Raw genomic sequence first — 12,751 nt, 5'->3', positions numbered from 1 at the left:
ATGCAAGTTTTCAAGCTGAAATACGCATCAATATGCAAAAAAAGTAAATATTTAATAATTTTAGTTTACATTAGAAAACACCATGTTTAGCAACAACACAAACATCACCATTATTAAACTCCTCCTCGCCTTCACTGCGCGCGGATAGATTGTTGTTACTTAACAGATAAAGCATAAAGTAAAGAACACATAAAACCCGCGCTACAATCCGCGGGTTTTTTTATGCCCGCCTGTTTAGCTTGATGGGGTTGCACAGCAACCAGAAACACAAACAAGGCAAAGGCCGATTAAGGATATAGAGGAAAGAATGATGGATAACAGAGTAATCATTTTTGACACCACATTACGCGATGGCGAACAAGCATTAACAGCCAGTTTATCCGTGCATGAAAAACTTCAAATTGCTCAAGCGATTGAGCGTTTGGGAGTAGATATTATCGAAGCTGGCTTCCCTGTTTCCTCTCCCGGTGATTTCAACTCAGTGCAGCAAATTGCCAAAACGGTAAAAAATTCCATTGTTTGTGGCTTATCTCGTGCGGTCGAAGCCGACATTCAAGCTTGTGCCGATGCGCTAAGCGTTGCTGATCAATTTCGCATTCACACCTTTATTTCCACATCAGATGTGCATGTTCAACAAAAGTTACGTAAAGACTTTGCTGACGTCGAAGCCATGGCCATCCATGCGGTGAAATTTGCCCGTCGTTTTACCGATGACGTTGAATTTTCCTGTGAAGATGCTGGCCGCACGCCAATCGATAATTTATGTCGTATGGTTGAGCAAGCAATTAAAGCGGGCGCCAACACCATCAATATTCCTGATACCGTTGGCTACACCCTGCCCCATGAGTTTGGCGGCATCATCGAAACGCTATTTAACCGCGTGCCAAATATCGACCAAGCGCGCATTTCTGTGCATTGTCACAACGATTTAGGGTTAGCCGTGGCTAATTCCATGGCGGCAGTGCAAGCGGGTGCACGTCAAATCGAATGTACTATTAACGGTATTGGTGAGCGTGCTGGTAACTGTTCGTTAGAAGAAGTGGCGATGATCATGAAAACCCGCGCCGACTTGTTAGGCGTGCACTCAAACATCAACCACCAAGAAATCGCTAAAACCTCTAAGTTAGTTAGTCACTTGTGCAATATGCCAGTGCAGCCGAACAAAGCGATTGTTGGTAGTAATGCTTTTAGCCACTCTTCAGGTATTCACCAAGATGGAATGTTAAAAGCGTCTAACACTTACGAGATCATGACGCCTGAAAGTGTCGGTATCGCGAAAACGAAATTAAACTTAACCTCACGCAGTGGTCGCCATGTAATTAAACACCGCATGGAGAGTTTAGGCTATCAAGCCGATGACTTTGATTTAGATACCTTGTACCAAGACTTCTTAAAATTAGCCGACAAAAAAGGCCAAGTCTTTGATGATGATTTAGAAGCCTTGTTATTCAATATTCAACAGCAAGATGAAAAAGAGCATTACCGCATCGAAAGCTTAAATGTGCAAGCGGGCAGCGGTCAATTTGCCACTGCCGGTGTGCAATTGGCGATTGGTGATGAAGTATTTACCGAATCAGCAACCGGTAACGGCCCGGTTGACGCGTTATACCAAGCAATCAAAAAGTGTATCGATGTTGATATTGAAGTCGCCGATTACAAAATCTCTAACAAAGGCGCTGGTGAAGACGGCTTAGGTGTTGCCAACCTAGTGGTCAATTGGCAAGCCCGTAATTTCCACGGCTATGGTATCGATACTGACGTCATTGAAGCGTCAGGACAAGCACTGGTTTCAGCATTAAACGCGATTTATCGCGCCCAACAAATTCAAACGATTCGCGCGCAAAAAGCCAATCAAGAAGCTGCGGCAAGCGAAAGCAAATAAATATAAAGTTAATAGAACTAATATAGTTAGGAAGAAAGATGTCAAGCATTGCAATTTTAGCCGGCGACGGTATCGGCCCAGAAGTAATGCAGGAAGCCAAAAAAGTGCTTGCTGCTGTTGCGGATAAATTTAATTTCCCATTATCAACACAAGACTATGATGTTGGCGGCTGTGCTATCGACAATCACGGAGAAGCCCTACCTGCATCCACGGTTAAGGGTTGTGAACAAGCAGACGCTATTTTGTTTGGCTCAGTAGGTGGCCCTAAGTGGGAAAACTTACCACCAACAGAGCAACCAGAGCGCTGTGCATTATTGGGCTTACGCGGTCATTTTGAATTATTTTGTAATATGCGCCCAGCAACACTGCAACCGGCACTAGCAAGCCTTTCAACATTGCGTAGCGATATTGCTTCTTCAGGTTTTGATGTTTTAGTGATGCGCGAGCTAACCGGTGATATTTATTTTGGTCAACCAAAAGGCCGTAAAGGTGAAGGCGAAGAAGAGTCGGGCTTTGACACCATGATTTATTCGCGTAAAGAAATTCGCCGCATTGCTCGTCTTGCTTTCCAAGCTGCCCAGAAACGCAACAACAAAGTTACCTCTGTTGATAAAGCCAATGTGTTAGCGACCAGTATTTTATGGCGCGAAGTAGTCAACGAAGTGGCACAAGATTACCCAGACGTGGCGTTAGAGCATTTGTATGTTGATAACGCTGCTATGCAGTTAGTACGCGATCCAAACCAATTCGATGTCATGCTGTGCCCTAACTTATTCGGCGATATTTTGTCTGATATTTGCGCCATGATCACAGGTTCAATGGGCATGTTACCTTCGGCAAGCCTAAACTCTTCTGGTTTTGGTATGTATGAGCCAGCTGGTGGCAGTGCACCTGATATTGCTGGCCAAGGTATCGCTAACCCGATTGCCCAAATTTTATCAGCAGCGCTAATGCTACGTTACAGCTTAAACCAAGGGGCAGCAGCAGATGCAATTGAAGCTGCGGTAGCAAAAGCCCTAGATGAAGGGGTGTTAACAGCAGATCTGTTACCAGCCGAGCAAAAACATTTAGCGAAACGCACAGCAGAAGTTGGCGACTTTATTTGCCAAGCAATTCAAGCAGCACCAGCACAATAGGACACTCACCATGGCTACTACTTTATACGAGAAATTATGGCAACGTCACGTGGTTGACGATACTCCCGGTGAAACACCTTTGTTGTATGTCGACCGTCACCTAATTCACGAAGTGACCTCACCACAGGCATTTGCTAACTTAAAATTCCATGATCGCCCAGTGCGTCGCCCTGACAAAACGATTGCAACCATGGATCACAATATTTCTACGCGCTCAGTCGCGATTGACGCAGCCGGTGAAGGCGCGGCCAATCAGCTACGTACGTTAGAAAAGAACTGTGAAGACTTTGGCATTAAGCTTTTCGGCATGGGCCATAAAAACCAAGGTATCGTTCATGTTATGGGGCCAGAATTAGGCATTACCCAACCGGGCCAAGTGATCGTTTGTGGCGACTCACACACCGCCACGCATGGCGCATTTGGTGCATTAGCTTTTGGTATTGGTACGTCCGAAGTAGAACACGTGTTAGCGACACAAACGCTACGCCAAACCAAAGCGAAGACCATGAAAATTGAAGTACGCGGCCAAGTAGCACCGGGCATTAGCGCGAAAGATATTATCCTTGCCATTATTGGTAAAACTGGCAGCGCGGGTGCAACGGGTTATGTGGTTGAGTACTGTGGTGATGCGATTAGCGCATTATCGATGGAAGAACGCATGACCATTTGTAATATGAGCATCGAGTTTGGCGCTAAAGCTGGCTTAATTGCGCCGGATCAAACTACCTTCGACTACTTACAGCACAAAGAATATGCGCCAAAGCTAGACGAATGGGACGCAGCGGTAGCAAGCTGGCAAACGTTAAAAACAGATATTGAAGCAACCTTTGACGCCGAATTAATACTAGAAGGTAGCGAAATTAAAGCACAAGTGACTTGGGGCACAACGCCGGGCCATGTAACTTCAGTTGATAGCACAGTGCCTGCGCCACAAGATTTTAGCGATCCAGTTGAGCAAGACTCGTGTGCCAAAGCATTGGCTTACATGGGCTTAGAAGCTGGCACTAAAATTACTGACATTGAAGTTAACAAGGTCTTTATCGGCTCTTGTACCAATTCACGTATTGAAGATTTACGCGCTGCGGCCAGCATTGTTCGCGAATACAGCGCGAAAGGACAAAAAGTCGCAAAAACCGTTGATGCCATTGTCGTACCCGGCTCATACCGAGTGCGTGAACAAGCAGAGCAAGAAGGTTTGGCTAAAGTCTTTACCGAAGCAGGTTTTGAATGGCGCTTACCGGGCTGCTCTATGTGTTTAGGCATGAATGATGACAAGCTAGCTGAAGGTGACCGCTGTGCCTCGACCTCGAACCGTAACTTTGAAGGCCGCCAAGGCCGTGGTAGCCGCACTCATTTAGTGAGTCCAGAAATGGCGGCAGCGGCGGCAATTGAAGGTCACTTTGTAGACCTAAGTGCAAATTTAGCTACTCAGTCAGACCAGCAACACTAGGAGTCTTATCATGGAAAAATTTTCAACCCATACTGGTTTAGTCGTCCCCTTAGATGTTGCTAACGTTGACACCGACCAAATTATCCCAAAACAGTTTTTGCAAAAAACCGAGCGCGTTGGCTTTGGCCAACACGCCTTTCACGATTGGCGCTACCTGGATGCTGAGGGTACTCAACCTAACCCTGAGTTTATTTTAAACGCGCCACAATATCAGGGGGCAAGTATTTTGCTTGCTCGTGAAAACTTTGGTTGTGGCTCTAGTCGTGAACATGCGCCTTGGGCATTGCAGGAATATGGCTTCAAGGTGATTATCGCACCAAGTTTTGCCGACATTTTCTACGCCAACTGTATAAATATTGGTATCGTGCCGGTAAAACTGAGCAGTGAAGAAATTAACGAATTATTTCAACAATGTAACGGCGACACAAAATCGTTGACGGTAGATTTAGTTAATAATAAAGTCTCGCTTAACGAGACCTGCTACACTTTCAGCTTAGACAAGTTCCACCAGTACTGTTTGGAAAATGGTGTTGATAGTGTTGGTTGGACATTGAAGAAAATCGATGCCATTGAAGCCTATGAAGGTAAGCTAGCGAGCTGGCAATAACCTTTACACACTTGGCATCTCCTGCATTAAAGAGTGCCAGATGCCAAGTGATCAATTAGCTAACGACAACTCATCTAAATTCAACGAAATCGACATCAACCAGCTTCGTCCTGGTATGTATGTTAAATCTATCTCCTTTCAAGATAAGGGCTTTATTCTAAAGTCTGAAGGCTATGTGCTGAGTGCTAGCAAAGTGATGCAGCTCAAAGCGGCCGGCATCAAAAAACTGATTATCGACCCAGCTAAGCAAAAAGCTGCTGAGCAGATTGATAAGGTAATGCCCAACATTACCTCTAGCCCACTAACCAAGCTTAATAAAGTGGGGAATCACAAGTCGGTATCGCTGGAAGACGAGCTTAAAAATGCCAAATCACTGTATGGCAACGCAAAAGACATACAAAAGAAAATTCTCGGCACTGTACAAGCTGACCGCTCACTAGATGCCGAAGAAGTGCGTGAAACCACCGATGCTATGGTGGATTCCATTTTTCGCAACCAAGATGCGCTGGCTTGCTTATCACGTCTGCATTCTAAAAGTGACTACCTTTCTGAGCATGCGCTAAATTGCTCTATTTTGATGGCGATTTTTGCTAAGCACTTAAAGCTTGATCGCGAGATTATTGAGCAACTTACCTTGGGCGCTTTCCTGCATGATGTTGGCAAGGTGTTTATTCCAAACGATATTTTAGATAAGCCAGGCGCGCTTAATGATAAAGAGCAAAAGTTAGTGCAAACTCACGTTGCTTTGGGCGCTAAAATACTCGAAGACACGCCGCATATTTCTCATATTGCGATGACCTGTATTCGCGAACATCATGAACGCCTTGATGGCAGTGGCTACCCTCGACAGCTAAAAGATGACGACATCAGCAAGTACGGCAAAATGATGGCGATTGTCGACAGCTACGGTGCGATGATTTCAGATCGTTGTTATCAAAAAGCGGTGCACCCAACAGCGGCATTTAAAACCTTAACGCAAGAGTCGTCAACCGCTTACGATGAAGAGTTGGTTGAGAAATTTATCCAGTGCTTGGGGGTTTATCCAGTTGGTACGCTCGTACAGCTTAACAGCGGAAAAATTGGCTTAATTTCAGAAATTAACCAAACCAAGCCAACTCACCCAATTGTTAAAGTGTTTTATAACGCGCGCTTAAATCAAACCATCCCCATTGAAGATATTGACTTAAGCAAGTCGAAATATCGCGATCAAATCGACAAATGCATTCGCCCAGAAGAATTTAACCTAAATTTAATGAGCTTTTTCAAAACTGCGTTTGAAGCATAGTATTGTAAAACGCTTACCAAGAGCTTAAGGCTGGCAGTGAAAACTGTTGGCCATCAAGCTCTAGCACAACGTCTTCTTGATTGATTTGCGCTAATACCACACGGCCAGCAACCACATCACCTTCATATCTCTCTCGACCATTGACCCTGACCCAACCATTGCCATCAGTGGCAAAAATATGAACTTCAAAGGTCATAGCCGGTACGCTATTTTGAATATGGCTCGGCATGTCTAATAACGAAGGTACTGGCGATTCAGGAGCAGCTGGAGCTAGCGGCTGTTGCTGCTCGGTGTCATCTACCGCCTGCTGAACTTTAGCGAGTAATTCTGGTGACACCCCTTCTAGTTGGCTTAAATCAAAATCCAAATTTTGTTCAGCGGCTGGTATTGGCTCAGATGCGGATTGAGGCTTCAAATTTCGTTCAGTCGCTTGCTCTAGGTTAGCATTATTGTTCGCCAATTCATTTTGCATATTAGCAGGTACTATTTCAACCGACGCCACTTTAGCTGGCAATACTTCCGGCTGTGTTGATTGGTTCAAACTCACTTGAACTACATCTTGTGCTAGCTCGCTTGATTCAACCAATGTAGCTTGCTCGCTACTACTTTCATCGACTGGTTTCTGACTTGATAACTTAGCGTTGCTGCCACTTAGATCCTTATTAGCCACTTCATTAGCTGCTTCATTTACAGTACTTGTTTCCGCTTGAGTTTGTGTCTGATAGTAGCCACCAAACCAGTAGGCACCAGCAACCACAATCGCTAGGTTTGCCGCAATGCTCGCTGCGATTAATGACTTTTTCTGCCACCAAGGCGTTAAGTGAAATTCGCTACCTAACGCTTGCTCAGAGGCAGTGAGCACAGTTTTGCGGTTAACCACAGAGTCATTATTACCATACGCCGTGGCCAAGGCGCGATCACAGAGTAAGTTAATTAGCCGTGGAATACCTTTTGAGATTTTATGAATTAAGGCAATCGCGCTTGGTTTAAACAATTGACGATGGCAATCTGCAACCGTCAAACGGTGTTTAATATAAAGCGCGACTTCTTTGCGCGTTAATGGCAGCAAATGATAACGGGCGGTAATGCGCTGCGCTAATTGGCGTAAATCACGACGTTGCAACAACTGCTGTAGCTCTGGCTGGCCAATTAACACCACCTGTAGCAACTTTTTGGTATTCGTTTCTAAGTTAGTTAACAGCCTTAACTGTTCTAGCACTTCCGGTTGCAAATGCTGCGCTTCATCAATAATCAGTAAAGTATTAATGCCTTCTGCTTGATTACTCAGCAGCTTTTGCTGAATTTTGTCGGTTAAGTACTTAAGCGTGGTACCTGTTTTTTTATAGCGAACGTTAAGCTCATCACAAATGGTGGCCAATAGCTCTAAACAAGAGAGCGTCGGGTTTAAAATAAAGGCGACTTGGGTGTTTTCTGGCAACTGCTCCAGTAAACGGCGACTAATAGTGGTTTTCCCTGTCCCGACTTCACCGGTTAATAAAACAAAACCGCCCGTATCACCTAAGCCATAGCTCAAATGCGACAAGGCTTCCTTATGACGATCACCTAAGAATAGATAATCAGGATTAGGTGCTATCGAAAACGGGATATCATTAAGACCAAAAAAACTTGTGTACATGAAGCCAATACGTTGGTTAATTACACGCTCAAACTACCTGCTCAATCAGCATAAGTCAAAGGCCATACAAGCATCCGCCTGATTCATGGTAAGATGGCACCGTAATTTAGGTAAAATCATTAAAATTCAAATAGCTTATGGTAACTAAACTAGCTGACTTAGAAGTCTACTTGGTCGGCGGCGCAGTGCGCGATCAATTACTCGGCCGTAAAGTGCTCGAACACGACTATATGGTGGTGGGCGCCAGCCAACAGCAAATGCTTGATTTAGGCTTTCAACAAGTTGGTAAAGACTTTCCTGTATTTTTGCATCCAGAAACAAAAGATGAGTATGCCCTAGCGCGCACTGAGCGTAAGCAAGGGCAAGGTTACACTGGCTTTATTTGTTACGCCGAGCCAGATGTTACCTTAGAGCAAGATCTAATCCGCCGTGATTTAACCGTCAATGCCATGGCGCAAGCGCCAAATGGTGACTTAATCGATCCCTACCATGGCCAGCAAGACCTCGACAATCGCATTCTTCGCCATGTATCACCTGCGTTTAGTGAAGACCCTCTGAGGGTATTACGCGTTGCTCGCTTTGCCGCGCGTTATCATCAGTACGGTTTTACCATTGCCGATGACACTCTAGAGCTAATGACTAACATAGCAACTAGTGGTGAACTGAAGGCATTATCAGCAGAGCGTGTTTGGAAGGAAATGGAGCGGGCACTAACTGAGCCTAACCCGGAAGTATTTATTGAGGTGCTAAGAGCCTGTGGTGCTTTAAAAGAACTTTGGCCAGAGCTAGATAAACTGTGGGGCATTCCTAATCCTGTCGAACACCACCCTGAAATCTGTTCAGGCGAACATACTATGTTAGTGCTGAAACAAGCTGTAAAACTGTCAGCTGAGCCGAAAGTTAGGTTTGCCGCCCTTTGTCATGACCTAGGCAAAGGCTTAACCCCCGAAGCAAAATGGCCAAAACATTACGGTCATGAACTGGCAGGCGTCAAAGTTATAGAGCAAGTCGCGGCGCGTTTAAAAGTGCCTAACGATTACAAACTATTAGCAGCTAAAGTCTCGCAGTTTCATCTTAATGTGCATCGCGCATTTGAGCTTAAGCCAAGCACAGTATTAAAACTGCTAGAGCAGTGTGAGTATCAACGTAAACCTGAGCTATTAGCGAATATTTTGCTCGTTTGCCGAGCCGATAGCCTAGGCCGGATGGGCGCAGAGCATAATGATTACCCACAAGCAGATTATATCGCCGAGTTAGCTAATGTGGGTAAACAAGTGATTGCTAAACCTTTCGTTGAACAGGGCCTGCAAGGTAAAGCAATTAAAGAGGCGATGACTGCTGCTAAAATCAACGTAATCGCTGAGAAAAAGGCAGAATTATTGGCAAAGCTAAGCTAGCGCCCCCTGTTTCAGCAAAATTGCCTAAAAGCCATTCTTATACGCTATCATCGTTTGTTTACTCTATTTTTGCAGTAGGCATAAAAAAACCCTGCCAAGGCAGGGTTTAAAAGGGAGTGGTGACAGAATTAGAAGTTGTACGTTAACTTCGCGTAGTAGAAACCACCGTTGTAGTCGAATGGACCACTTTCGTAGTACTGCGCACCTAAGATCTCAGGAACACCGTTTTGTAGCTCTTCAGCTTCTTGGTCAAAGATGTTACTTGCACCAACTGATACAGTGAACATGTCATTAATAAAGTAGCTAGCTTCTACATCTACCGTTACTGCCGCATCAGCAGTCTCTGAGAACAAGTCTGATGTATCATCAGCATGCACTGCGTAGTATTCACCGAAGTAGTTCAAGCGAACGAAAGCAGCAACCTCATCCCAGCTTTGACTAACCGTGAAGGTTGCACGGTGATCTGGCATACCTTCTTCTAAACGACGAACTTTACCTTCACTAACCGTTTCAGGGTTGAACTCATCTACTTCCGTTTCGTTAAAGTTATAAGCAAGCGCGAATTGCGTATCGCCGCCCATTAACGACATTGAGTAGTTAGCAACAATATCAACACCGCGAGTGGTAGTATCGAAATCGTTCGCGAAGAATGTTACCGCAGAGATTAATTCAGGGTTTTGTACACCACGTGCACGTAACTCGTCGTAATCTTCTGGCAACACGTCAATTTGGCTAGACTGTGCTAAACGGTCAGTTACTTCGATGCTGTAGGCGTCAATCGTTAAGAAGAAATCACCTGATGAGTAAACAAGACCCGCTGCATATGATTCTGACTCTTCTGGGTCTAGTTCACGACCACCGTAGAAAGAAGATAGAGGATCTGTTGGTGGCGCTAAGAAGCTTTGAATTAGCTCACCGTTCACAAGTGACGTTGCTGTGTTAACCACGTTTGCTTGACCAACCGTCGGTGCACGGAAACCAGTACTTGTTGAAGCACGTAATGACACTTCTTCAGTTAACGAGTATTGCGCCGTTAACTTGTAGTTGGTTGTGCTACCAAAGGTGTTGAAGTCTTCCCAACGTAGTGCACCACCAACCATAAAGTCGTCAGTTAAGTATGCTTCTAAATCAACATAAGCTGCCCAGTTGCGGCGGTCGTTGCGTCCAGCCGCTGCTGGAGAGAAACCAGCAAAACCGTGTGAACCGATGTTAAAGCCTTGTTCTGCATATGGACCAGCGACCCAAGACGCTTCTTCACCGGCAATAATTTCAAAGCTTTCTTCACGGAATTCAATACCGGTTGCTACGTTTAATGGTTCTTCTAAACCGATATCTACACCTTTAACTAAATCAAAGTTAAAGGTTTTTTCTAACTGAATATATTTACCAGTATCGAAATCAACTGGAGTCGCTAGACCAAGTGAAGGGTTTAAGGTGTTTTTCAAGAAGAAATCAGATTCGTTACGACCAACTGAGCCGCTTAAATCAAAATACCAGCCTTCTAAGAAGCCCGATTGAATATCACCTTTAACACCTGCAGTTAGTGATGTATCCGTAATATTACCGCCAAATTGAGGCGTGTAACCACCTTCGAAAATTTGGTTCATTGAGAAACAGTTTGGATCTGCAACTAAATCTTGATACGCCTGCGTATTCAATACGTTACCAACATTTGCAGAAACACTTGATGAGCTGCCGTCGCCACCTAGGAAGGCTTCCGCATAAGCGTTAGACAATGTACAAGTTGGTACACCGTCAGTTGCAAAACCAACATCGCCCACTAATAGCGTTTGGCCACCATCAATTGAATATACGTTACCGCGGTTATGAGGGTTACGGTAGTAGAAGCCACCAGTAACATCACGCTCTGCGTAGTTACCAAATAGATAGAATTCTTTGTCGTCACCCAAATCTAACTTAACGTTACCAAACAAAGTGATATCGTCGTCAATTTCAGGATTACCCCAGATTTGTGCAGGGTTTTGAATTGCCGTGTTACCAGCGTCAAAAATGCCTTGAGCATCGGCACGCTGAACAGAGCGGCTAGTTGCATCAGCTTGCTTGTATTGGAAGCTTAAGTTAACCGAGCCATCATCAGTAAATGGCATACCGATGTTACCATCGATAGTCGTTGTAGCACCGTCGCCTTCGTAAAATTCACCACGTTTAATCGACAGTGAACCACCATCGGCATCGTCTTTTAAAACGAAGTTCATTACACCAGCAATTGCATCAGAGCCGTATTGAGCCGCAGCACCATCACGTAGCACTTCTACTTGCTTTAATGCAACTGAAGGGATAACTGAAATATCAGGACCTTGGGCACCATCGTTAACACCACCACCTTGGAAGGCAATAACTGATGCACGGTGACGACGCTTACCATTGACAAGAACTAGGGTTGAATCTGACGATAAGCCACGTAAATTCACTGGACGAATTAGCGTAGCAGCATCTGAAATAGGTTGAGCACGTACGTTAAACGACGGTACTGAACTTACCAGCTGATCAAGCATATCGCTCGAAGCAGACTTACCTAGCTCATCACCACCCACAATATCAACGGGAACAGCAGAGTCGGCGATTGAACGTGGCGCAGCACGTGAACCAACAACAACGATTTTTTCAACTTCTTCAACGGCGGCATCATCATCGAACGCGTAGGCTGGAGCTGTACCCAGCGCAGCGCCCACGGCTAAGGCTAATGCGCCAGCACGGAATGTAGTAGACATGTTATTTCCTTCCAAAAATTTATAGTTATTTTTAACTAATTATTTTTATGTGTTTTGTTTTTTGAGTGCGTCTTTGCGCACTTATTTATTTTGCTTAGCTAGTGATTAGCGGCTAAACGCAGCAACACAAAACGACTAAGTTCAATTATTTATAAAACAGCTAATATGGCTTTACAAGAGAGGGTTTTGGGAAAATGGATGAATTCTGTTCAGCTCATCAGAGTATCTACGAAAAATACGGAACATGATTCATTGCACATAAATCATTCAAAGCTAGCGCTATCAGTGTCTAGAGGCTAAACAGGGTTAGCGTACTATGCGAACAATTTCGTATAAGTGATTACAAAAAATTTTTTCAAATTTTGTTTAAAACCTGTGTTTGAATAGACCAAAAAACAGCCTAAATTAGTGAGCAGCAGCAAAATTAACATCTAAATTACAATGTGAATTTTAACTTACATTTCTGCCACTTAGGCGATATTTCCATGATAAAAAGTAAGGTTAATGGCGAATGTACTTGTTCACTAATCACTCACTACTAATCGAATTCAATCGGGAAATTAGCGTGCAAATAAATCTATTTGCTCAGTGCATTTATTAAGAATTCACTGATCAATCTAATTGGC

The 12,751-nt window shown here is 44.3% G+C and carries 8 protein-coding genes; 6 read left to right on the top strand and 2 right to left on the bottom strand.

The window, feature by feature from the left end; genetic code table 11:
- Positions 1-310: 310 nt before the first annotated feature.
- From leuA to DXX94_RS15600, 5 genes are read left to right on the top strand one after another with little or no spacing between them, the layout of a single operon-like run.
- A complete protein-coding gene (gene leuA, locus DXX94_RS15620) occupies positions 311-1,882 on the top strand; it encodes a 2-isopropylmalate synthase (protein ID WP_116017320.1) in 1,572 nt (523 codons plus the stop codon).
- Between the two features lie 38 nt (positions 1,883-1,920).
- Complete coding sequence (leuB, locus tag DXX94_RS15615; protein WP_116017318.1) at positions 1,921-3,018, top strand: 3-isopropylmalate dehydrogenase; 1,098 nt, start codon at positions 1,921-1,923, stop codon at positions 3,016-3,018.
- A gap of 10 nt (positions 3,019-3,028) precedes the next feature.
- Positions 3,029-4,468, top strand: coding sequence for a 3-isopropylmalate dehydratase large subunit (gene leuC, locus DXX94_RS15610; RefSeq protein ID WP_116017316.1), 1,440 nt, complete (start codon positions 3,029-3,031; stop codon positions 4,466-4,468).
- Between the two features lie 10 nt (positions 4,469-4,478).
- Positions 4,479-5,075 (top strand): 3-isopropylmalate dehydratase small subunit, encoded by a 597-nt coding sequence (gene leuD, locus DXX94_RS15605; protein ID WP_116001159.1) that lies wholly within the window; start codon positions 4,479-4,481, stop codon positions 5,073-5,075.
- Positions 5,076-5,115: 40 nt separating this feature from the next.
- Positions 5,116-6,360: an HD-GYP domain-containing protein gene (locus tag DXX94_RS15600; protein ID WP_116017314.1), complete on the top strand. Its 1,245-nt coding sequence runs from the start codon at positions 5,116-5,118 to the stop codon at positions 6,358-6,360.
- Positions 6,361-6,373: 13 nt separating this feature from the next.
- Here DXX94_RS15600 and DXX94_RS15595 read toward each other — a convergent pair whose 3' ends face one another.
- The gene (locus DXX94_RS15595; protein WP_116017312.1) at positions 6,374-7,996 is read right to left on the bottom strand and encodes an AAA family ATPase; all 1,623 of its coding nucleotides are present in this window, start codon (positions 7,994-7,996) and stop codon (positions 6,374-6,376) included.
- A 137-nt stretch (positions 7,997-8,133) separates the two neighbouring features.
- Between DXX94_RS15595 and DXX94_RS15590 the strand changes: the two genes are divergently transcribed.
- Positions 8,134-9,393: a multifunctional CCA addition/repair protein gene (locus DXX94_RS15590; protein ID WP_116017310.1), complete on the top strand. Its 1,260-nt coding sequence runs from the start codon at positions 8,134-8,136 to the stop codon at positions 9,391-9,393.
- Between the two features lie 128 nt (positions 9,394-9,521).
- On the opposite strand, the gene DXX94_RS15585 is transcribed toward DXX94_RS15590, so the two are convergent.
- Positions 9,522-12,125 (bottom strand): TonB-dependent receptor plug domain-containing protein, encoded by a 2,604-nt coding sequence (locus DXX94_RS15585; protein ID WP_116017308.1) that lies wholly within the window; start codon positions 12,123-12,125, stop codon positions 9,522-9,524.
- Positions 12,126-12,751: the final 626 nt, after the last annotated feature.

The organism is Thalassotalea euphylliae (genome assembly GCF_003390375.1).
Classification (GTDB): domain Bacteria; phylum Pseudomonadota; class Gammaproteobacteria; order Enterobacterales; family Alteromonadaceae; genus Thalassotalea_F; species Thalassotalea_F euphylliae_A.
This window is presented reverse-complemented; position numbering and strand designations above follow the sequence as displayed.

Coding starts and splice junctions, on each gene's coding strand:
- DXX94_RS15595 (WP_116017312.1), bottom strand. CDS start 7,996: ATGTACACAAGTTTTTTTGGTCTTAATGATATCCCGTTTTCGATAGCA.
- DXX94_RS15585 (WP_116017308.1), bottom strand. CDS start 12,125: ATGTCTACTACATTCCGTGCTGGCGCATTAGCCTTAGCCGTGGGCGCT.
- leuA (WP_116017320.1), top strand. CDS start 311: ATGGATAACAGAGTAATCATTTTTGACACCACATTACGCGATGGCGAA.
- leuD (WP_116001159.1), top strand. CDS start 4,479: ATGGAAAAATTTTCAACCCATACTGGTTTAGTCGTCCCCTTAGATGTT.
- DXX94_RS15600 (WP_116017314.1), top strand. CDS start 5,116: ATGCCAAGTGATCAATTAGCTAACGACAACTCATCTAAATTCAACGAA.
- leuC (WP_116017316.1), top strand. CDS start 3,029: ATGGCTACTACTTTATACGAGAAATTATGGCAACGTCACGTGGTTGAC.
- DXX94_RS15590 (WP_116017310.1), top strand. CDS start 8,134: ATGGTAACTAAACTAGCTGACTTAGAAGTCTACTTGGTCGGCGGCGCA.
- leuB (WP_116017318.1), top strand. CDS start 1,921: ATGTCAAGCATTGCAATTTTAGCCGGCGACGGTATCGGCCCAGAAGTA.